Consider the following 21,910-nt stretch of genomic DNA (forward strand, 5'->3'; position numbering starts at 1 on the left):
CAAACACACTGTTGAGTTCTCAAACAACCGACGCACACCCACAAGACCAGAACCTTTTCCGTTCCAGCCCCGCCGGGGCAACCCCTCAAACTTACCAGATCTTTTCGGCCGTTCCAACCGCCTGTTTTCCAGGTGGTGGACGGTCCGATCTCGATCGGAAAGCCCCACGAACGACGTCCGGGGCGCACGAATGCTATCCCATTCCTCGGTGTGAGTTCCAGCCCCGGTCGGCCACCTGAGCTCCGGTCTCCCGGTCATGCTCTTCGGTGTCCGTCTCCCTGTCGGGCTGACGTCGTAGAACATTACACGCTCCCTGGCACCCGGCCAACTCCGTCCGCGGTGACGCGGCGCACACCCGTCCGGTCCGCGCGAGAATCCTTCGGTGACCTCCACGCCGACCGCCCTCGTGCGCCCCGCGCCCGTCCTCGTCCGTCCCGCTCAGCCCGGAGAGGCGGCGCACGTCGCCTGGCTCGCGGCGCTGACGTTCCCGCTCGCGTGCCCGCCCGGGACGCCGGTCGCGACCATGGCCGCGCACGTCGCCGCCCACCTCACGCCGGCCGACTTCCTGGCCTGGGCGACGTCGGACCGGCACGCCCTCCTGGTCGCGGTCGACGGCACGGTGGACGGAACGGTCGCCGGCGCGGCCGCCGGATCGGACGGGGCGGCGGAGAGCTCGGCGGTCGAGGGCGTCCCCACGCTGCTGGGCTACGCGCTGGTCGCGTTCGGCGAGCCCGACGGCGCCGAGGAGCGCGCGGTGCTGCGTGCCGCGGCGGGCGAGGGCCCCTACGCGGAGCTGTCCAAGATCTACGTGCACCCCGACGCGCTCGGCGGGGGCGTCGCGGCGCACCTCCTGGACGGGGCGGTCGCGGCGAGCGCTCGGCTCGCCGCCGCTGCCGGGGTCAGCGCCCCGCTGTGGCTAGGCACCAACGGGGAGAACGTGCGGGCCCAGGCGTTCTACCGCAAGCACGGCTTCGAGGTGGCGGGCCGCCGGACCTACGACGTCGGCGGCGTGCAGCACGACGACGTCGTCATGCTGCACCGCCCCTCCTGAGACGTCGCGCGCCCCACGCAGCGCGACGGACCGGTCTGTCCGCGCTCGGAGGAAGGCCGTGCGCGGACTGACGAGTCAGCGCTGCGAGAAGGCCGCGTCGAACGCCGCCTCCGGCGCGTCGAAGGCGAGCCGGCGCACGAGGTCGAGCGCCTCGGGAGCGCCGACCAGGCGGTCCATGCCGGCGTCCTCCCACTCGATCGAGATCGGCCCGGCGTACCCGATGGTGTTGAGCATCCGGAACGCGTCCTCCCAGGGGACGTCGCCGTGGCCGGTGGAGATGAAGTCCCAGCCGCGCCGCGGGTCCGCCCAGGGCAGGTGCGACGACAGGCGGCCGTTGCGGCCGTTGCCCATCCGCTTCTTCGTGTCCTTGCAGTCCACGTGATAGATGCGGTCCTTGAAGTCCCAGAGGAAGCTCACGGGGTCGAGGTCCTGCCAGACCATGTGCGACGGGTCCCAATTGAGGCCGAAGGCCGTCCGGTGCCCGATGGCCTCGAGCGTGCGGACGGTGGTCCAGTAGTCGTAGGCGATCTCGCTCGGGTGCACCTCGTGCGCGAAACGCACGCCCACCTCGTCGAAGACGTCGAGGATCGGGTTCCACCGGTCCGCGAAGTCCTGGTAGCCCGCCTCCACCATCGCCTCCGACGCCGGCGGGAACATCGCCACGTACTTCCAGATCGACGACCCCGTGAAGCCCACGACCGTGTCGACGCCGAGCCGCGCGGCCAGCCGGGCGGTGTGCTTCATCTCCTCCGCGGCGCGCTGCCGCACCCCCTCCGGGTCGCCGTCGCCCCACACGACGTCCGGCAGGATGTCGCGGTGACGCTCGTCGATGGGGTCGTCGCACACCGCCTGCCCCTTGAGGTGGTTCGAGATGGCGTACACCTTCAGCCCGTGGCGCTCCAGCAGGTCCAGCCGGGACTGCACGTACGCGTCGTCGTCCCAGCGCCACGGGTCGAGGTGGTCGCCCCAGCACGCCAGCTCGAGGCCGTCGTAGCCCCATCCCGACGCGAGCCGCGCCACCTCCTCCAGCGGCAGGTCGGCCCACTGGCCCGTGAACAGGGTGATCGGTCGTGCCATGGTGCGCATCTCCTCGTCGAGCTCGGCGGTGGGGTGGTGGCGGACGGTGAGTCGTGGTGACTGGTGGTGACTGGTGATGACGGGGGGCGTGCGCAGGACGGGACGGGCGGCGGCTAGGCCGGCAGCTCGACCCAGCCGCTCCCCTTGTCGGAGCTGCGGGCGACGGCGTCGAGCACGCGCTGCACCGCGAGCCCGTCCGCGAACGACGGGGTCGGCTGCCGCCCGGCCGCGAGGTCGCCGACGAGGTCCACGACCTGGTGGGTGAAGGCGTGCTCGTAGCCCAGCCCGTGCCCGGCAGGCCACCAGTGGCCGCCGTACGGGTGCTCGGGCTCGGTGACGACGATGCGGCGGAAGCCCGCCACCTCCGCGTCGTCCGCCGCGTCGAAGAAGTGCAGCAGGTTCATGTCCTCGAAGTCGAAGGCGACCGAGCCGCGCGTGCCGTTGACCTCGAGCCGGATGGCGTTCTTGCGCCCGCCGGCGTAGCGGGTCGCCTCGAAGCTCGCCAGACCTCCGCCCGAGAGCCGGCCGAAGAAGACGGCGGCGTCGTCCACCGTCACGGGGCCGGTGCCCTCCCCCGCCTCGCCCGTCAGGCCGGAGAACGACGCCGGCACGGGACGCTCGCGCACGAACGTCTCGAGCATCCCGGCCACGCCGACCAGCCGCTCCCCGGTGACGAACTGCGCGAGGTCCACGACGTGCGCGCCGATGTCGCCCAGCGCCCCCGAGCCCGCCTTCTCCTTGTCGAGGCGCCAGGACAACGGCGCGGCCGGATCGGTCAGCCAGTCCTGCAGGTACTGGGCCCGCACGTGCCGGACCTCGCCGATCCGGCCCTGCTCGACCAGGCGCCGGGCGAGCTGGATCGCCGGCACGCGGCGGTAGGTGAAGCCCACCGCCGCGTGCACGCCGTGCTCGGCGGCTGCCTCGGCCGCCCGGACCATCTCCTCCGCCTCTGCCACCGAGTTGGCGAGCGGCTTCTCGCACAGCACGTGCTTGCCCGCCGCGAGCGCCGCGACGGCGATCTCGGCGTGCGTGTCGCCCGGGGTGCAGATGTCGACGAGGTCGACGTCGTCCCGCGCGACCAGCTCGCGCCAGTCCGTGACGGCGGTGTCCCAGCCGAGCCGGTCCGCCGCGGCCCCGACGGCTCGGGCGTCGCGGCCTGCCACGACCCGCAACCGCGGGGTGAGCGGGAGGTCGAAGAACCGCGGGGCGGTGCGCCACGCGTGGGAGTGCGCGGCTCCCATGAACGCGTACCCGACCATCCCGACGCCCAGCGTCGGCCTGTCCCCTGCCGTGGCGTGCTCGCTCATCGAGCGCCCTCCTCCTCGTCGCGCGGTGCGGTGGTGCGGATCGTCCCGGTCCGGTCGATCTGGTCGGTCTGTTCGGTCTGTTCGGTCAGGACCGGAACCCGATCGACATGTACTGGTCGACGTTGTCCTTCGTGACCACGGGCGCGTAGAGCTGGGTGGTGCGCGGGACGCCCGCGGAGACCAGGTCGCCCATGTTCTTGTTCTGCACCACCATGCGGGCCAGCTTGATGCCGTCGGCCGCCTGGGTGGACGGGTAGACGACGGTGGCCTGCAGCACCGAGTCGCCGGCCTTGATGTGCTCCATGACGTCGAGCGAGCCCGCCCCGCCGACCATGAAGAACTCGTCACGGCCCGCGTTCTCGATGGCGGCCAGGACGCCGACGCCCTGGTCGTCGTCGTGGTTCCAGATGGCGTCGATCTTCGGCTGCGCCTGCAGCAGGTTGGACGTCGCCGTCTCGCCGCCCTGGACGGTGAAGTCCGCGGCGACCCGGGCGTCGACGTCGAGGTTGCAGTCGGCCAGCGCGTCCTTGAAGCCCTTGCTGCGGTCCTGCGTGAGGGGCAGGGAGTCGATGCCGGCGATCTCGGCCACCACGGCGTCGGGCTTGTCGCCGAGCTGGTCGCAGATGTACGTGCCGGCGCTCACGCCCATCCCGTAGTTGTCGCCGAGCACCGTGGCGCGGGCCGCGAACGGGCTGGAGAACTCCCGGTCGACGTTGATGACGGGGATGCCGGCGTCCATCGCCTTGGTGGCGACCTCGGTGAGGGCGGCGCCGTCGAACGGCAGGAGGACGATGGCGTCCACCTTGTCGTTGATGAACTGCTCGATCTGGCTGATCTGGACGTTGACGTCGTTGGTGGCCTCGGCCTGCTGCAGCTCGACGTCCTCGTACTGGTCGGCCGTGTCGACGGCGGCCTTGGTGATGGCGCCCATCCAGCCGTGGTCGGCGGCCGGGGCGGAGAAGCCGATGACGACCTTCTCCCCCGGCTCGTCGTTGCTCCCGGCCGCAGCCTGCGGTGCGGCCGAGGTCTCCTCCTCCGGCGGCTCGTTGCTGGTGCAGCCGGCGGCGAGCAGCACGGCGGTGGTGGCGACGGCGGTCAGCGCGAGGGTGCGCCGACGGCGGGCGGTGCGTCCCAGCTCGGTGCGTGCGGACATGTGATCATCCTCGATTCGGTCCGGCCCTGCCGGGCGGGTGGCCCGGTGCGGGGTGGTGCAGGGGTGGTGCTGGGGTGGTGCTGGATCGTGCGGGGTGCTCAGGCGACGGTGGTCGTGGTCCCGGGCGTCACGTCGACGTCGAGCGCTTGGCGAAGCGCTGCTGGAGCAGCACGGCGATCACGATGATCGCGCCCTTGGCGACGTTCTGGGCGGAGATGGACAGGTTGTTGATCGTGAAGACGTTGGTGAGCATGGAGAAGATGAGGACGCCGATGACGGTGCCGAGGATCGTGCCGCGCCCGCCGACCAGCAGCGTGCCGCCGACGACCACGGCCGCGATCACGTCGAGCTCGTAGTACAGGCCGTTGGTCGAGGTGCCCGCCGTGGTGCGCGCCAGCATCATCACGCCGGCGATCCCGGCGGTCAGTCCCGACAGCGCGTACACGTACAGCAGGTGACGCTGCACCTTGATGCCGGCGAGGCGGGACGCCTCGGCGTTGCCGCCGACGGCGACGGTGCGGCGGCCGAACGTGGTGCGGTTGAACAGGAACCAGCCCGCGACCGCGACGACGACGAACAGCCACACCAGGACCGGCACGCCCACGAGGTCGGCGCGGAAGAAGTCGAGGAAGCCGTCGACCTTGACGACCTGCGTCTGGCGGCCGGAGATCATCTCCGCGAGGCCGCGGGCGGCGATCATCATCGCGAGGGTGGCGATGAACGCCACGACCTTGCCGTAGGCGATGATCACCCCGTTGACGACCCCCGCCGCCGCGCCCACCGCGAGCGCCGTGAGCACCATGACGGTCCAGTGGAGGTCGTCGGCCATGGTCTGCGTGGCGAGCGTGCTGGCCCACACGGTCGCGAGACCCAGCACGGACCCGACCGACAGGTCGATCCCGCCCGCGGTGATGACGAACGTCATCCCGATGGCCAGGACGCCGGTCACCGCGGCGAGCCGCAGGATCGTCATGACGTTGTCGAAGCTGGCGAACCGCTCCCCGCCCGTGATCACGCCGACGACGGCGAGGAGGGCGAGGGCCACCACGAGCCCGACGGTGCGCCCGGCGGGGCCGGACAACCACGAGGACCGCGCGCCCTCGGCGGGCGGCGCGTCGACCTGGGTGCTCATGCGGCGGTTCCTTCCATCACGAGGTCGAGCACGCGGTGCTCGTCGATGTCCTGCGCCGGTGCCCGGTGCACGACGCGGCCTTCGGAGACCACGAGCACGTGGTCGGCGAGCCCCAGGACCTCCGGGATCTCGCTGGAGACGACGACCACCGCCGTGCCGGCGTCCGCGAGCCGCCGCACCAGGGCGTACAGCTCGGAGCGGGCGCCGACGTCGACGCCGCGCGTGGGCTCGTCCAGGAGCAGCACGTCGCAGCCGTGCACCAGCCACCGCCCCAGCAGGGCCTTCTGCTGGTTCCCGCCGGACAGCGTGCGGGCGGCGCGGTCGACGTCCGTGGGGCGGAGGTCCAGGGCGGCGACCTGCTCGCGTGCTGCCGCGCGTTCCGCGCGCTCGTCGAGCCATCCCCCGCGGGCGATCCGGGCGAAGGCCGACAGGGTGATGTTCTTGTAGACCGGCTCGTCGAGCACGAGCCCCTGGCTCTTGCGCTCCTCGGGGCACAGCCCCACGCTCGCGGCCACGGCGGCGTCGACCGCGCCGGCCCGCAGCCGGCGTCCGTGGACGCGGACGCTGCCGGCGGTGCGCCGCCGGGCGCCGTAGAGGGTCTCGAGGATCTCGGACCGTCCGGCGCCGACGAGCCCGGCGAGGCCCACGATCTCCCCCGCCCGCACCTGGAAGGACACGTCCTCGAAGGTGGTGCCGAGGGTGAGGCCCTCGACGTCGAGCACGACGGGCGCGTCGGCGGGGACGCCGGGTCGCGCCGGGAACGCGTACTCGACGGTGCGGCCGGTCATGAGCCGGATGAGCTCGGCCGTCGGGGTGGTCGCCGGCAGGTCACGGCCCACGGTGCGGCCGTCCTTGAGCACGGTGATGCGGTGCCCGATCTGGCGGATCTCCTCCATGCGGTGGGAGATGTAGACGACGGCCACCCCTTGGGCGGTGAGGTCGCGCACGACCCGGAAGAGGTTCTGCACCTCGCCCGCGTCGAGGACGGCGGAGGGCTCGTCCATGACGATGACCCGGGCGTCGTGGGACAGCGCCCGGGCCATGGAGACCACCTGCTTGCCGGCGGCCGACAGCCGGCCCACCTCGGTGGAGGGCGAGATCTCTCGGTGGCCGAGGCGCGCCAGCAGCTCGCGCGTGCGCCGCACGGCCTCGCGCCGCTGGGTGAACCCGCCTCGGTCGAGCTCGTGGCCCAGGAAGATGTTCTCCGCGACGGTGAGCCCGTCCACGACGTCCAGCTCCTGGTAGATCGTCGCGATCCCGTGCTGCAGCGCCGCGACCGGGTGCGGGATGGCGATCTCCGCGCCGTCGAGCACGATGCTGCCGGCGGTGGGTTGGTGCGCTCCCGCGAGGACCTTGATGAGCGTGGACTTCCCGGCGCCGTTCTGGCCGAGCAGGCAGTGGACCTCGCCGGGCAGGACGTCGAGGTCCACCCCGTCGAGCGCCCGGGCACCGGGGAAGTGCTTGACGATCCCCTCCATGCGCAGCAGCGGGGCGGGGGCGTCGCTGCCCTCCGGCGGTGCCGCGTCGTCGCGGTCCACATCGACCATAGGACCGAACCTAGAACCACTTCTGTCGAGCGTCAAGCAAAAGGTGAGAGTTATCCGATCGTGATTGACTAGGGCTATGACGGAAGGTGCAGCGGCCGGGCCACGGACCACCGGGGCCGGCGAGATGTTCCAGCTCCTGCGCGACGGCCGGGCTCGCACGCGGGCCGAGCTCGCGACCCTGACCGGACAGGCGCGGTCCACCGTCGCGGGGCGCATCGACGCCCTCATGGCGACCGGTCTCATCGCGCCCGCCGGCGAGGCCACCTCCACCGGCGGCCGCCCGCCCGTCACGTTCGCGTTCAACCCGTCGTCGCAGGTCGTGCTGGGCGTCGACCTCGGGGCGACCCACGCCCGGCTCGCCGTCACCGACCTCGCGTCCGCGGTGCTCGCCGAGCTCGACGCGCCGCTCGCCATCGCCGACGGACCCCAGCCGGTGCTCGACTGGGTCGCGGAGACCGGGCGCAAGCTGCTCGAGACGGCGGGCCGCTCCGTCGGTGACCTCGCCGGCGTGGGCGTCGGCCTGCCCGGGCCGGTCGAGCACGCCACGGGGCACCCCAACAACCCGCCGATCATGCCCGGCTGGGACGACGCCGACGTCCCCGGGATCCTGCGTGCACGGTTCGACGCGCCCGTCCTGGTCGACAACGACGTGAACATCATGGCGCTCGGCGAGCACCGCATCGCCTGGCCCGAGGTCTCCGACCTCATCCTCGTCAAGGTCGCCACCGGCATCGGTGCCGGCATCATCGCCGACGGCGCCCTGCGCCGGGGCGCCCAGGGGGCTGCCGGCGACGTCGGGCACGTCGCCGTGCCGGGCGCCGAGGACGTCGTGTGCCGGTGCGGCAACGTCGGCTGTCTCGAGGCGATCGCCAGCGGGCAGGCCCTCGCCACGCGCCTGGGCGCCGCCGGCCTGGAGGTCACCGGGCCGGCGGACGTCGTCGCGCTCGTGCGCGGCGGCGACGTCACCGCCGCGCAGGCGGTGCGGCAGGCCGGGCGCGAGATCGGCAGCGTGCTCGCCGCGACGGTCAGCCTGCTCAACCCGTCGGTCATCGTGCTCGGCGGCATCCTCGCCGAGGCGGGCGAGGACCTGCTCGCCGGGATCCGGGAGGTCGTCTACCGGCGGTCCCTGCCGCTGGCCACCCAGCACCTGCGGATCGCCGTCGCCCGCACCGGCGCGCAGGCCGGGGTGCTCGGAGCCGCCGCCATGGCGTCCGACCACGCCCTGTCGGTCGAGGCGGTGGACGCGCGCACGTCCTGACCGCCGCCTCCGTACGATGCCGCCCATGACCTCGGCGTTCACCGGGCTTCTCGCCTACCCCGTCACCCCGCTCGACGACGGCGGAGCCGTCGACCTCGACGCCCTGGGCCGGCTGGTGGGCCGAGCGGTCGACGCCGGGGTGGACGGCGTCGTCGTCCTCGCGACGTCCGGCGCGGGAGTGTCGTTCGACGACGCCGAACGCGACGCCGTGGTCCGCGTCGCCGTCGCCGCCGCCGGCGGTTCGCCGGTCCACGTCGGCGTCGCCGACGGCTCGGCGCACCGCGTGGCGGTGCGTGCGCGGGCGGCGGTCGCGGCCGGCGCCGACGGCTTGGTGCTGCCGCCGTTCGCGTACATCCCGCTGGACGACGCGGAGGTGCGGGCGCTCTACGCCCGCGTCGCCGCGGCGACGGGCGGCGCGCCGGTCTGCTTCTACAACAAGCCGCTGCAGCTCGGGATCGACGTCTCCCCCGCGCTGCTCGGCGCGCTCGCCGCCGACGGGTCCGTCGTCGCAGTGAAGGACCCGGCGTCGCTGCCCGCCCGCCCCGGGGGGCGGGTGGCCGAGCTCCGCGCCGCCGCGCCCGAGGTCGCCGTCGGGCTCAGCGGTGACCCCGCCATGCTCGACGCCGCCGAGCCGGCCGACGCCTGGCACACCGGCCTCGCCGCCCTCGCGCCCGCCGAGTACGTCGCCGTCCGGCGGGACCGCGTCGCCGGGCGCGACGACGCAGCCGCCGCGCGGGGGTGGCTGCTCGACGTGGCACGTGCGGTGGCGGCGACCGGCCGCCCGGTCGCGGCCCTGCACGTCCTGGCCGACCTGCTCGGCACGCCGACCGCGCCCCCGCGCGACGCGCTCGTGCCGCTCACGGCCGCCGACGAGGCGGCCCTGCGCGCCGTCGTCTCCCGGCGGCCCTGACCTGCCCCGACACCGCCCGTGGCCGGCGGTGTCAGGCCGAGCGCTCGAGCACGTCGACGTGCAGGTCCAGGAGCGCAGCGGTGCGCTCGCTCGGGCCGCGGCCGAAGCCGCACTCCGTCGCCACCCCGACCTGGCGGCCGCCGAGCACCTGCGCGGCGGCCGCGAGCCGGCGGCCCGCGCCCTCGACCCCGTCCTCGTGGTGCAGCACCCCGAGGTAGAGCTCGGTGGCGTCGTCGAGCGCGAGGTCCGCGAGCGGGGCGACGTACGCGACGTCGTCCCGGTCGATCGGCACGGGCAGGTGCACCCACGTGAGAGGCCGCGGCACGGCAGCGACCAGCGCGTTCGCCATGGCGACCAGGTGGGCCGTGTCCGCCGGCTCGACGAAGTGCTTCTCGGCAACGTCTCCGTAGCAGAGGTGGAAGCCCAGCTGCACCGCGGGCGGGACGTGCGCCGCGAACCGCGCCGCGCGGCGGGCGCAGCCCTCGATGACGTCCTCGTCCCCGCCCGCACCCCGGTCGAACCAGGCGCGCGCGGCGCCGCCGCCGAGGTTCGCGCCCTCCACGAACGCGAACTCGGTGGCGAGGTCCACCTGGACGGCGAGGTCCTCGGCCGGGATCGCCGAGCAGATTTCCGCCAGCTCGCGCACGAGCGCCGCCCCGTACACCGGGTGCACCGCGGCGCGGTCGGCGGGCGCGACGAACGTCGTCACCGCCGCGAGGGGCGACGGGAGACACACCTGGAAGCGCGTGCCCGGCGCGATCACGCCCTCGGCGCGCAGAGCGACGAAGTCGGCGTACGACGCGACGGCCGCCTGGGCGTAGCCGAGGGGTCCGAACCGCAGCTCGTCGGCCGGCACCGAGCCGTCGAGCACGTGCGGCCGCACGTCGAACCCGGCGACGACGACGGGCTCGTCACCCAGGCGGGTCAGGCCGGCGACGGCCTCGAACCGCGCGCCTTGGAACAAGATCCAGTGGAACCGCTCGCCCACCTCGCCGTCGGGGATGCGGCGGACGTGCTCGCCCAGGTGCGACGCGACCGTCCGCAGCGTGTCGCGCGCGGTCGGCAGGTTCACCGAACCGACGAAGTGCGCACCGCGCAGGGACAGGTCCGACGAGGAGAACGGGTTCGAGGCGAGAGTGTCCGGCACCCGCGCATCGTAGCCGCGGGCGTCAGCCGTCCTCTGGGGCGTCCGCAGTGCCTCCATGTTTCGGCACCGGCCCAGCTCAGCAAATCGTCGTCATCGCGAGTCGCCACCGAGGTCCGGGTCGCCATCGGGGACAACTCGGAACACGAAGCGACAAAGAAAGTCGCCTCTACCGTGCGTAGCCCTATTTCCTGTCGCGATGCCTGGCCACCGCAGAGGCGATCCCACCCACCATCACGACGACGATGACCAGCGTGAATATGTGCCACGGGAGGATCTCCATACTGCGGTCCGCCTCTCCCTCACGTTGCGAACGGCGCCCGGACAGTGCAGGCGTCCTGCGTTGGCGGCACAGACGCTCCTCGGAGTCACTCTGGATCGACGCGACCTTGCCGCCCCTCTTGGTGCCTGCACATTAGGCGGTGAGCTCATGGCGACGCGACGGACAGTGCCCATCTTGCAGATCTCGCAAGGGCGCGTCAGGTCCCGCTTTCATGTGTGAGGCCGCGCAATGCATGGCAAGCCAACGAGAGCGACAGGCGGGCATGGCTCGGATCGTCGCACGTCCGCCATGGTGGTGGACGTGGACGACGACATCGGGCGCGGGCGCCCGGGTTAGCCCAGCGCCGCCGGGCCTTCCTGGAGCAGGCGCGTGAACGCGTCCTCGTCGAGGATCGGCAGGCCGAGCTCCTCCGCCTTGGCCGCCTTCGACCCCGCGTTCTCGCCCACGACGACGTAGTCCGTCTTCTTCGAGACCGACCCCGCAGCCTTGCCGCCGGCGGCGAGGATCGCCTCCTTGGCGCCGTCCCGGCTGTAGCCCTCCAGAGACCCCGTGACCACGACCGTCAGGCCGGCGAGGGGCCCGGTCGGCCCCTCGTCCGCCTGCGCCGCCATCGCCGCAGGGCCCGGGTGGTCGGGGATCCAGGTGCGCACGCCCGCCGCCTGCCAGCGGTCGACGATCTCCCGGTGCCACTCCACGTCGAACCAGGCCAGCAGCGCGTCCGCGATGATCGGGCCGACGCCCTCGACGGCGGCCAGCTCCTCGCGAGACGCGGCACGGACCGCGTCGAGCGACCCGAACCAGCCCGCGAGCGCCCGGGCGGCCACGGGGCCGACGTGACGGATGTTGAGGCTGACGAGGATGCGCCACAGGTCCTTGGTCTTGGCCAGCTCCAGCTCCTCGAGGAGCTTGGTGGCCGCGGCCGTGGGCTCGAACTCCGGCAGGCTCTCCCCCGCGGCCTCTGCCTCGGCGCGGCGCGAGCGGCTGTGCGTGACCTTCTTGCGGAACGGCGTGCGACGGCGCGCGACGCCGTCGTCGTCCACCTTCGGCAGGCCGGTCTCGGCGTCGCGCACCACGACCTCGATCGGCAGCAGCTGCTCCAGCGTGAGGTCGAACAGGCCGGCCTCGGTGCGCAGGGGCGGCACCTCCGGGACCTCCGGCTGCGTGAGCGCCGACGCCGTCACCTCGCCCAGCGCCTCGACGTCCAGCCCGCCGCGCGAGCCGATGTGCTCCACCCGCCCGCGCACCTGTGCCGGGCACGTCTCGGCGTTGGGGCAGCGCAGGTCGACGTCGCCCTCCTTCATCGGCCGCAGCGGCGTGCCGCACTCGGGGCACTCGGCGGGCATGACGAAGTCCTCGCGCGGGTAGCCGTCGTCGGCCAGCGCGGTGACCGGGCCGAGGATCTCCGGGATGACGTCGCCCGCCTTGCGCAGGACGACCATGTCGCCGACCCGCACGCCCTTGGCGCGCACGACGTCCTGGTTGTGCAGCGTCGCCTGCCGCACCGTGGAGCCGGCCACCAGGACCGGTTCCATGACGGCGTAGGGCGTGGCACGGCCGGTCCGGCCGACCCCCACCTGGATGGCCAGGAGGCGGGTGGTGACCTCTTCCGGCGGGTACTTGTAGGCGATGGCCCAGCGGGGTGCCCGGCTGGTGGCGCCCAGGCGCCGCTGGTCGGAGAGGGCGTCCACCTTGACGACGATGCCGTCCAGCTCGTGCTCGATGTCGTGGCGGTGGGCGCCGAAGTGCTCGATCATCTCGACGACGCCGTCCACGCCCTCGACGACCCGGTTGTGGGGGGAGACCGGCAGGCCCCACCGTGCGAAGTGCTCGTACGCCTCCGACTGCCGGGACAGCTCGGTGTGCTCCCCGGCCGTCCACTGCAGCGCGCCGACGCCGTGCACGTACAGCCGCAGGGACTCCACGCGGGCGAGCCCGGCCTCGAGCTCCATGCCCTCCTTCTTGTCGAGCAGCTGCCGCAGGCCGCCGGCCGCGGCGTTGCGCGGGTTGGCGAACTGCGGGAAGCGACGGAGCGCGGCGACCCGGGCGCGCTCCTCGTCGAACGGGCGCGCCGCGGTGGCCCGGCCGCCGTGCCGCTCACGGCTCTCCGCGACGACCCGGTCGCGCAGCTCGGCCTGCAGCTCGTTGAGGCGGGCGAACGCCGCGACGGGGATGAAGACCTCGCCGCGGACCTCGACCAGGTCGGGGTGCCCGTCGCCGTCCAGCCGGCGCGGGATGTCGGCGATCCGCAGGGCGTTCTGCGTCACGTCCTCGCCCGTGCGGCCGTCCCCGCGGGTCGCGGCGCGCACGAGCCGCCCCTTCTCGTAGAGCAGGGCGATCGCGAGGCCGTCGATCTTCACCTCGGACAGGTAGCCGACGCGGTCCGCCCCCAGGTCGCGGGCCACGCGGGCGTCCCACGCCCGCAGCTCCTCCACGGAGAACACGTTGTCGAGGCTCAGCATGCGCTCGACGTGCTCGACCGTCGCGAAACCGCCGGCGGCCGCGCCGCCCACCCGCTGCGTCGGGGACTCCGGGGTGGCGAGGGCCGGGTGCGCGGCCTCGATGGCCTGCAGCTCGTGCATCCGCGCGTCGTACTCGGCGTCGGACACCCGGGGGGCGTCGTCCTCGTAGTAGGCGCGCTGGTCCTCCTCGACCAGGGCGACGAGCTCCGCCCAGCGACGCTGGGCGTCCGCCTCGTCGGGCACGGCGTCAGGCACGGTGTCGGGTGCGGTGTCGGTCACGGGCCCATCTTGCCGCGTGCCGCCGACACCGGCCGTGCCGAGGCTGCCGAGCCGCCCGACCTGCGGGAAGACCTGTCGGACCGCTGTCCGAACCGCTACGATTCTGGCGATTTGGCCCCTCTCGACCGACCACAAGGACGCTCATGAAGATCGCCGTCGTCGGCGCCGGCTTCGCCGGCCTGGCCAGTGCCAAGGTGCTCCGCGAGTTCGGGCACGACGTGTCCGTGTTCGACAAGACCCCCGACGTCGGCGGCGTCTGGAGCGCCAGCCGCCGCTACTCCGGGCTCACCACCCAGAACAACAAGGGCTCGTACGCGTTCTCCGACCTGCCGATGCCGAAGGACTACCCCGAGTGGCCCAGCGGCGAGCAGGTGCAGGCCTACCTGGAGCGGTACGTCGACCTGCACGACCTGCGGAGCACGCTGCGCCTGTCCACCGAGGTGGTGCGCGCCGAGCTCACCGCGGCCGAGGACGGCTGGCTCGTCACCGCGCGCCGCGCGGGCGACGCCGTGGGCGACCCGGAGCCGTTCGACCACGTCGTCGTCGCGAACGGCATCTTCTCCGACCCCGTGATCCCCCGCTTCGAGGGGCTGGCCCAGCTCCTGCGCGCCGGCGGCAAGGTCGTGGCGGCCAGCCAGCTCACGTCGCTCGAGGACGCGCGCGGCAAGCACGTGGTCGTGGTCGGGTACGGCAAGTCCGCCTGCGACGTCGCTGCCGAGCTGGGCCGGGTCGCGGCCAGCACGCACGTGGTCGCGCGGCACCTGTTGTGGAAGCTGCCGAAGAAGCTCGGCAACGCGCTCAACTACAAGTACCTGCTGCTGACCCGGATGGGCGAGGGCCTGTTCCGCTACCAGACGCTGTCGGGCGGCATGGAGAAGTTCCTGCACGGCCCCGGCGACGGCGTGCGGAAGTCCATGCTGTCGAGCGTCGGTGCCGTCTCCACCAAGCAGCTGCACCTCACCGAGCTCGGCCTCGTGCCCCGCGGCGAGTTCGCCGACATCGCCCGGTCGACCGTGTCGCTCGCCACCGACGGCTTCTTCGACCAGGTCGCCGACGGCGCGATCCGCGTGCACCGCGACACCGAGGTCGAGCGGCTCGGGACGGACGACGACGGCGCCCCGGTCGCCGTGCTGGACGACGGCACGACCGTGCCCGCGGACCTCGTCGTGTGCGGCACCGGCTTCCACCAGCGCGTGCCGTTCCTCGACGACGACCTGCAGGCGCGGCTGCTCGACGACCGCGGCAACTTCCAGCTCTACCGGCAGGTGCTGCCCCACGACGTGCCGCACCTGACGTTCGCCGGGTACAACTCGTCCCTGTTCAGCCCGCTGTCGGCCGAGATCGCCGCGCTGTGGACCGCGGGCCACCTGGCCGGCGCGGTGCGGGTGCCACCCGTCCGGGTCCGGCGCGAGCACGTGGCGAACCGCGTGGACTGGATGGAGAAGCGCACCGAGGGCAAGCACGCCCGCGGCACCAACGTCATCCCGTTCTCGCTGCACCAGATCGACGAGATGCTGGACGACCTCGACCTGCGGCTGCCCGCCCCCACCCGCGCCGCCCAGTGGCTGCTGCCCGTGGACCCGAAGGCGTACCGGCACGTGACCGAGAAGCTCCGGCGGCGGGTCGGGCAGACCGCCTGACCGGCCCGCGCGGGCCCCCGGCCGAGGCGTCCGACGACTCCCGAGCCGTCAGACGAAGCGGACCGGGAGCTCGCGCGGGTGGCGCACCCACGCCGAGCGCACCGGTACGACGTCCTCGGGCGCGACGGCCAGCTCCATGTCGGTCACCCGAGCCAGGAAGTGGCCCACGACGGTCCGCGTGATCAGCGGGGCGGTGCGGTGCGCGGGGCAGGCGTGCGCCCCGGTGCCCCACGTGAGGTGGAAGCGCGCGTCGACCTGCTCCCACGGGTCGGCCGCCCGCACGGCGCGGTCCGCGTTGGCCGCGGCCACGGCGGGCACGACGGCGTCCCCGGCCGCGATCGCCTGCCCGCCCAGCTCGCAGTCCGCGAGCGCGTAGCGGGGGCGCAGGTGCGGCAGCGGTGGCGCGTCCCGGGCGACCTCGTCGAGGGCGTCGTCGAGCGAGATCCGGCCGCCGTGCAGCCGGGCCGCGAAGCCCGGGTCCGCGAGCAGCCGCTGCAGCGCCGTGGCGATCCACGCGATCTCGGCGTCGTGGGCCGTGGCGAACACGAGGCCGACCGCGCCCATCACCTCGAGGTCGTTCGCGTGCGCAGGGTGCGCGAGCAGCGCCGACGTGAGGTCGTCGCTCGGCTCGGCCCGCCGCGCTGCGACGAAGCCCGCGAGCAGGTCCTCCGCCTCCGTGGACGCCTCGTACGCGTCCGCCGTGCCCGACCGCTGGGTGACCGTGAGCTGGTGCAGGCGGCGCGCGTCGGCGAGGGTCATGCCCAGCAGGTCCGCGAGCACCCGCACGGGCACGTCCACGGCGTACTCGGCGACCATGTCGGCGCTGCCCCGCGCGGCCAGCCGGTCCAGGACCGAGGTGCAGGCCACGTCGACGGTCCGCACGACACGCTTCTCCTCGACGGCGTCGAGGGCATCGGCCAGGGGCGTGCGCAGGCGGCGATGCTCCGCGCCGTCGCGGTCGTGCGCGCTGTCGCGCTGCGCGAGGACCGCCCGCGTGGGCGAGCGCCAGGCCACCTTGCGCTCCGCCTCGTAGCGCCACCGCCGCGAGTCACGCGTGAACAGGGCCTCGTTGCGCAGCACCGCGGCCACCTCGGCGTGCCCCAGCGCGAGCCACGCCGGGACGCCGGGCTCGAGGTCCACCGGGGCGAGGGAGCCCCACCGCGAGCGCAGGGCCTCGTACTGGCGGGCCGGGTCGGGGGCGCCCGCCAGGTCGGCCAGCAGCGGCCGGTCCGCGACCTCCTCCAGCGCCACGACGCGCACGGCGCCGGTGAGGCTCACGCGGCCGCGCTCCCGCCCGCGAGCCGCACGGCGTGCGCGACGAGCGCCTTGAGCGCCTCCACCGCTTGCCGGCGCTCGCGCAGGTCGCCCGACACCACCGGGGTCCCGGGCGCCAGGTCGAGGGCGCTGCGCACGGCCTCCGTGGAGTGCTGGGGCGCGCCGGGGAACTCGTTGACCACGACCGCGACGGGCAGCGCCGTGTGCTCCTCCAGCTGGTCCAGCACCTCGAAGCTGTCCTCCAGCCGGTTCGTGTCCACGACGACCAGCGCGCCGACCGCGCCGTCCGCCAGCCCGGCCCACAGGTCCCAGAACCGCTTCTGCCCCGGCGTCCCGAACAGGTAGAGCGCCGTCGACCCGCCCACGGTCACGCGGCCGAAGTCCATCGCCACCGTGGTCGTCGTCTTCGCGCCGAGCCGCGGGTCGACGCCCACGCTCGCGGCGGTGATCGTCTCCTCCGTGCTGAGCACGGGGATCTCGCTCACCGCGCCGATGAGCGTCGTCTTGCCGACGCCGTACGCGCCCACGACCAGCACCTTGACCGACCGCTCCACCGTGGGGGCGAGGTGCAGCGCCGCCGCGTCCACCTCCGCGGGCGCCTGCAATGGGGCCCGCACCGCCACATCCACTGGCTCAGAAGCGCCGGAGCCCATCGAGGACCTCCTCCAGCAGGTCGAGGCGCGGGTGGTCCTGCGGCGCGGCCGAGCGGACCGCCAGGTAGCCGGCGTCGAGCAGGTCGGAGGCCAGCACGGCGACGAGGCTCGTGGGCAGGCGCAGGTACGCGGCGAGCTCGGCCAACGAGAGCGCCCCGCGGCAGGTGGCGAGGAGGGCACGCTCGTGCCGGCCCGCCCCGCGGGGCAGCTCGCGGCCGTCGTCCACGGCGCACAGCAGGGTCTCGGGCCGCAGCGTGTTGCGGCTGGGGTGCGCGCGACCGCCCGTCAGGACGTAGGAGCGCACCGGGTGGTCGTGGAAGCCGTCCGCGGGGGCGATGGGCATCGGGTCCCCCTCAGCGCTCGGTCGCGGGCTCGGCGGGGCGCAGCACGTCGGTGCCGAGCGCGCGCTCGCCGATCATGAGCACCTGGGCCTGCATCTGCTGGGCCACGAGCCCCGGGTCGACGGCGGCGTCGGTCACGACGGCCAGGCGCGACCCGTCCCCCGCGCCCCGCACGAACAGGAACCCGCCCTCGAACTCGACGAGCACCTGGCGCAGCCGGTCGCCGGCGCCGAACTCGCGCCCCATGCTCGTCCCGAGCGCGACGAGGCCCGCGCAGGCCGCCGCGACCTTGTCCGCCGTGTCCGGCTCGGTGACGTCGGTGCGGACCTTCACGAGGCCGTCGGAGCTGAGCACGACGGCGTGCCGCACCCCGCGCACGCCCGCCACGAGGTCGAGCATCCAGCTGTCCGGGTGCGCGGCCGGGAGCGGCGTCGTGCCGGTGGTCTGGGTCGTCATGAGTCCTCCGGTGTCCCGTCCGGCACGCCGGCCGGCAGGGTGTCGTGGGCGAGGGGGTCGTGGGCGTGGGTGTCGTGCACGGTGGTGTCATGCACGGTGGTGTCGTGGACGGTCGCGGTGGGCACGGGCGCGGGGTCGTCCGCGGCACTGCCGGAGAAGAACGCGCCGAGCCACGCGCCGGCCTCCTCCGCCGTCTGGTCGGGGGCCGCCGGCCGCGCGGCGGGAGCCACCGCGTGCTGGGCGCCGGTGGCGGCGTCGCCGCGGCGCGAGCGGCGCTGCGGCAGGACGGGCGGCGCGGCGGCGGACGACATCGGCTGCTCGACCGCGCCCGCAGCCTGGGAGGGCTCGCCCGGGGCGGACGGCCCAGGCACGGCGGGCGCCGCGGGTGATGCGGGCGCTGCGGGCGTTGCTGGCACCGTCTCGCGCGGCCGCTCGGGCCAGGCGTCGTCGACGCTCGGCGCCAGCGCCTCGGGGGCGGTAGCCGCCGCGGTGGTCAGGTCGCCGGGCACCATGACGACGGCACGCAGGCCGCCGTACACGGACTCCATCAGGTCGACGCGCAGGCCGAACGCGCGAGCGTACGACCCGACGACGGCGAGGCCAGTCTGCGGGACCTCGCCGAGGTCCGCGATGCCGACGGGCTGCGCGCCGGACGCGATCGCGCGCACGCGCTCCAGCTCGCGGGTCACCATGCCGACGCCGCAGTCGTCCACCTCGATGACGGCGCCGCGCTGCACCTGCCGGACCGCGACCAGCACCTGGGTGTTCGGCGGGGAGCACTGCGTCGCGTTCGCGAGCAGCTCGGCGACGACGTGCACGACCGGCTCGACCGCGCGGCCGAGGACGGCCAGCCCCGGGTCGCCGGACACCTCGACCCGTGCGAAGGCGGTGATGCGGCCTGCGGCGGCCCGGACGACGTCGGGCAGCGGGAGCGGGTCGTCCCAGGTCTGCCCGGGGCGGCGGCCGCAGAGCGCGACGAGGTTCTGCGCCTGCCGCGCGTGCTGGGCGGCGGCGTGGTCGATCCGCATGGCGGTCTGCAGGACGTCGGGGTCGGCCGAGTGGCGCTGCACCGCGCGCGCCGCCTCCTCCTGGATGCGGTGGGCCGACGCCTGCACCTTGCGGCCCAGCGCGACGACGGCGGTCTCCACCGCCGCGCGCTCGTCGGTGCGGGCCGCGCGGTCCCGGGTCTGCTGAGCCGCCGCCTCCTGGAGCCCACGGGTCGCCGCGGCCAGCGCGTCGGACTGGGCGACCCGCTCCTCCCGCACGCCCCGCCACGCCGTCTCGGCGCCTCGGGCGGCCCGCGTGAGCAGCGCAGCGGCGACGACGACGAGGAGCGCCCCGGCGCCGGCCAGCGCCCAGGCCTCGGCGCGGGACAGCCGGTCGGCGAGCGCCGGCCCGGCCAGCGCGCACACGGCAGCTGCCGCAGCGCAGAGCGAGGCCGCTGCGCGTGTCGCGCGCGTGCCGGCAAAGGTCGTCGTGCTCACCACACCCCCGGGGGTGGAAAGGGACGGGTCTCTCGGAACGTCCATACGGGATTTACTGCTCTGACCAGGAGTTTCTACCACGGGCCCCTCGCGGGTGAAAGAGGCCGTGCCGCCGGTGCGGCGGGTTCCTCGGCGGGCGGCGGCTAGGGTGCCGAGCATGACCGCCGAGCGCACCGCGACCGCCCCGCCCACCCCGTCGGACACGTCCTTGGACACGCCCCTGGACCCGGCCGCCCCGGACCCGTTCGCGTGGCTGGAGGACGTCGAGGGCGAGGCCGCGCTGTCCTGGGTGCGCGAGCGCAACGACCACGCGCACGCGACCGTCGGCTCCGCGCCCGGGTTCGAGGCCACGCAGACCGCGGTCCGCGAGGTGCTCGACTCCGACGAGCGGATCCCCGACGTCTCCCGGATCGGTGACCACCTGTACAACTTCTGGCGGGACGCCGCGCACGAGCGCGGGCTGTGGCGGCGCACCACGCCCGACTCCTACCGGACCGACGCGCCCGAGTGGGAGACGGTCCTCGACCTCGACGCGCTCGCCGCCGCCGAGGGCGAGAGCTGGGTGTGGCACGGCGCCTCGCTGCTGCGCCCGACGCCGTCGCAGCTCGCCGCGGGCGAGCCGTGGCGCCGCGCCCTGGTGGACCTCTCCCCCGGGGGCTCCGACGCCGACGTGACGCGCGAGTTCGACCTCGTCGCCAAGCGCTTCGTGCCGGCCGCCGAGGGCGGCTTCGAGCGCGACACCGCGCGGGCCGACGGTCGCACCGGCGCGAAGGGCGGCCTCGCGTGGGCCGACGAGGACACGGTGTACGTGTTCACCGACTTCGGGCCGGGGACGACGACGCCGTCCGGCTACCCGCGGATCGCCAAGCTCTGGCGCCGCGGGACCGCGCTGGACGACGCGGTGGTCGTGTACGAGGGCACCGACGACGACATGTACATCTCCGCGCGACGGTCGCGTACCCCCGGCTTCGAGCGGGACGTCGTGAGCCGGTCGATCGCGTTCTACCAGTCCGAGACGTACCTCGTCGAGTCCGTCGGGACCCCCGCGCAGCGGCTGGTGAAGGTCGACGTCCCGGAGTCCGCCGAGGTCGGCTTCCACCGCGAGTGGCTGCTGGTCGAGCTGCGCGACGACTGGACCGTGCCGGCCGACGAGGCCGCGGGGCGTGCGGAGCGCACCTACGCGGCAGGCTCCCTGCTCGCCGCGCCCGCCGACGCGTTCCTCGCCGGCGCCCGCGACCTCACGGTCCTGTTCGCGCCGACGCCGTCCACCTCGCTGGTCGGCGCGGCGTGGACGCGCCACCACCTCGTGGTGAACGTCCTCGACGACGTGAAGAACGCCGTGCACGTGCTCACGCCCCCGGCGGACGCGGCACCCGGCGCCGCCTGGACCCGCTCGGAGCTGGCGCTCGGCGGCGGGCTGCTGACCGTCGGGGTGCGCGCCGTCGACGCCGTCGACAGCGACGACGTCTGGGTCACGACGACCGGCTACCTCACGCCGTCCACGCTCGCCGTCACGACCGTCACCGGGCCGGCGGCGGCGTCGGTCGTGCCGGCCGTGCCCGAGCCCCTCAAGGCCGCGCCCGCGTACTTCGACGCCACCGGCATGGTGGCGGACCAGCACTTCGCCACCTCCGACGACGGCACGCGCGTCCCGTACTTCGTCGTCGGCCGCGAGGAGCTGGTGCGGCCCGCCGACCCGAGCACCCCCGGCACCGCGCCCACCCTGCTGTACGGGTACGGCGGCTTCGAGATCCCGCTGCTGCCGGGGTACTCCGGCACGGTGGGGCGGGCGTGGCTCGCGGACGGCGGCGTGTACGTGGTTGCGAACATCCGCGGCGGCGGCGAGTACGGCCCCGCATGGCACCAGGCCGCCCTGCGGGACAAGCGGCACAAGGCGTACGAGGACTTCGCCGCCGTCGCACGGGACCTCGTGGCCCGGGGCATCACGACCCCCGCGCACCTCGGGGTGCAGGGCGGCTCCAACGGCGGGCTGCTGGCGGGCAACATGCTCACCCAGTACCCCGACCTGTTCGGCGCCGTCGTCGTCCAGGTGCCCCTGCTGGACATGAAGCGCTACTCCCACCTGCTCGCCGGCGCGTCCTGGATGGCCGAGTACGGCGACCCGGACACCGAGGACTGGGAGTTCGTGCGCACCTTCTCGCCGTACCACCTGTTCGACGCGGCCCGGGACTACCCGCCCGTGCTGTTCACGACGTCGACCAAGGACGACCGCGTGCACCCGGGGCACGCGCGCAAGCTGGCCGCCCTCATGCTCGCGGCGGGCGCCGACGTCACGTCCTACGAGAACGTCGAGGGCGGGCACGGCGGCGCGGCGAACAACGCGCAGGCCGCGCACATGTCCGCGCTCGCCTGGACCTTCCTGCGCGAGCGCCTCGCCTGACCCGCACCCGCTGACGTTGTGGGTACGAAAACGGCGAGAATTGCGGACGCAATTCTCGCC

General features: G+C 74.2%; 17 protein-coding genes. 5 read left to right on the forward strand and 12 right to left on the reverse strand.

Translation table 11 applies throughout. The features are described from left to right. Window positions 1–382: 382 nt before the first annotated feature. Complete coding sequence (locus ACWGKI_RS17165) at window positions 383–1,051, forward strand: GNAT family N-acetyltransferase (RefSeq protein ID WP_452188577.1); 669 nt, start codon at window positions 383–385, stop codon at window positions 1,049–1,051. A gap of 75 nt (window positions 1,052–1,126) precedes the next feature. On the opposite strand, the gene ACWGKI_RS17170 is transcribed toward ACWGKI_RS17165, so the two are convergent. The 5 genes from ACWGKI_RS17170 to ACWGKI_RS17190 all read right to left on the reverse strand — a co-directional run bounded on the left by ACWGKI_RS17170 (window position 1,127) and on the right by ACWGKI_RS17190 (window position 7,267). Continuing rightward, the gene (locus tag ACWGKI_RS17170) at window positions 1,127–2,128 is read right to left on the reverse strand and encodes a sugar phosphate isomerase/epimerase family protein (protein ID WP_380244968.1); all 1,002 of its coding nucleotides are present in this window, start codon (window positions 2,126–2,128) and stop codon (window positions 1,127–1,129) included. 113 nt (window positions 2,129–2,241) lie between these two features. After that, window positions 2,242–3,435 carry a Gfo/Idh/MocA family protein gene (locus tag ACWGKI_RS17175; RefSeq protein ID WP_452188579.1) on the reverse strand — a complete coding sequence of 398 codons (1,194 nt, stop codon included), beginning with the start codon at window positions 3,433–3,435 and terminating at the stop codon, window positions 2,242–2,244. Window positions 3,436–3,520: 85 nt separating this feature from the next. Then, window positions 3,521–4,588, reverse strand: coding sequence for a substrate-binding domain-containing protein (locus ACWGKI_RS17180; RefSeq protein WP_380244966.1), 1,068 nt, complete (start codon window positions 4,586–4,588; stop codon window positions 3,521–3,523). 127 nt (window positions 4,589–4,715) lie between these two features. Beyond that, a complete protein-coding gene (locus ACWGKI_RS17185) occupies window positions 4,716–5,720 on the reverse strand; it encodes an ABC transporter permease (protein WP_452188582.1) in 1,005 nt (334 codons plus the stop codon). Next, on the reverse strand, window positions 5,717–7,267 hold the full coding sequence (locus ACWGKI_RS17190; protein WP_452188584.1) for a sugar ABC transporter ATP-binding protein: 1,551 nt from the start codon (window positions 7,265–7,267) through the stop codon (window positions 5,717–5,719). The genes ACWGKI_RS17185 and ACWGKI_RS17190 overlap by 4 nt, the downstream gene beginning before the upstream one ends. A gap of 76 nt (window positions 7,268–7,343) precedes the next feature. On the opposite strand from ACWGKI_RS17190, the gene ACWGKI_RS17195 reads away from it, so the two are divergent. Both ACWGKI_RS17195 and ACWGKI_RS17200 read left to right on the forward strand, forming a co-directional pair. Continuing rightward, window positions 7,344–8,525, forward strand: a complete 1,182-nt coding sequence (locus ACWGKI_RS17195; protein WP_452188586.1) for an ROK family protein — start codon at window positions 7,344–7,346, stop codon at window positions 8,523–8,525. 25 nt (window positions 8,526–8,550) lie between these two features. Then, on the forward strand, window positions 8,551–9,435 hold the full coding sequence (locus ACWGKI_RS17200; protein ID WP_452188588.1) for a dihydrodipicolinate synthase family protein: 885 nt from the start codon (window positions 8,551–8,553) through the stop codon (window positions 9,433–9,435). Between the two features lie 31 nt (window positions 9,436–9,466). On the opposite strand, the gene ACWGKI_RS17205 is transcribed toward ACWGKI_RS17200, so the two are convergent. Further along, entirely contained in the window at window positions 9,467–10,582 is a 1,116-nt protein-coding gene (locus tag ACWGKI_RS17205; RefSeq protein ID WP_452188590.1) for a hypothetical protein, read from the reverse strand. A gap of 612 nt (window positions 10,583–11,194) precedes the next feature. Beyond that, the gene (gene ligA, locus ACWGKI_RS17210; RefSeq protein WP_452188592.1) at window positions 11,195–13,600 is read right to left on the reverse strand and encodes an NAD-dependent DNA ligase LigA; all 2,406 of its coding nucleotides are present in this window, start codon (window positions 13,598–13,600) and stop codon (window positions 11,195–11,197) included. Between the two features lie 143 nt (window positions 13,601–13,743). Here ligA and ACWGKI_RS17215 point away from each other — a divergent pair, with 143 nt between their 5' ends. Beyond that, window positions 13,744–15,240 (forward strand): flavin-containing monooxygenase, encoded by a 1,497-nt coding sequence (locus tag ACWGKI_RS17215; RefSeq protein ID WP_452188594.1) that lies wholly within the window; start codon window positions 13,744–13,746, stop codon window positions 15,238–15,240. Between the two features lie 48 nt (window positions 15,241–15,288). On the opposite strand, the gene ACWGKI_RS17220 is transcribed toward ACWGKI_RS17215, so the two are convergent. Genes ACWGKI_RS17220 through ACWGKI_RS17240 form a run of 5 tightly spaced genes read right to left on the reverse strand, consistent with a single transcriptional unit; the run spans window position 15,289 to window position 19,449 of the window. After that, window positions 15,289–16,518, reverse strand: coding sequence for a hypothetical protein (locus ACWGKI_RS17220; RefSeq protein WP_452188596.1), 1,230 nt, complete (start codon window positions 16,516–16,518; stop codon window positions 15,289–15,291). Next, window positions 16,515–17,132, reverse strand: coding sequence for a GTP-binding protein (locus ACWGKI_RS17225; protein WP_452188598.1), 618 nt, complete (start codon window positions 17,130–17,132; stop codon window positions 16,515–16,517). Before ACWGKI_RS17225 ends, ACWGKI_RS17220 begins: the two co-directional genes overlap by 4 nt. A 16-nt stretch (window positions 17,133–17,148) precedes the next feature. Next, window positions 17,149–17,511, reverse strand: coding sequence for a DUF742 domain-containing protein (locus ACWGKI_RS17230; protein ID WP_452188600.1), 363 nt, complete (start codon window positions 17,509–17,511; stop codon window positions 17,149–17,151). 10 nt (window positions 17,512–17,521) lie between these two features. Continuing rightward, a complete protein-coding gene (locus ACWGKI_RS17235) occupies window positions 17,522–17,965 on the reverse strand; it encodes a roadblock/LC7 domain-containing protein (RefSeq protein WP_380244543.1) in 444 nt (147 codons plus the stop codon). Next, a complete protein-coding gene (locus tag ACWGKI_RS17240) occupies window positions 17,962–19,449 on the reverse strand; it encodes a hypothetical protein (RefSeq protein ID WP_452188602.1) in 1,488 nt (495 codons plus the stop codon). Before ACWGKI_RS17240 ends, ACWGKI_RS17235 begins: the two co-directional genes overlap by 4 nt. A 157-nt stretch (window positions 19,450–19,606) precedes the next feature. Between ACWGKI_RS17240 and ACWGKI_RS17245 the strand changes: the two genes are divergently transcribed. Further along, entirely contained in the window at window positions 19,607–21,850 is a 2,244-nt protein-coding gene (locus tag ACWGKI_RS17245) for a prolyl oligopeptidase family serine peptidase (RefSeq protein ID WP_452188604.1), read from the forward strand. The last annotated feature ends 60 nt before the right edge of the window (window positions 21,851–21,910 follow it).

Source organism: Isoptericola sp. NPDC055881 (genome assembly GCF_053615895.1).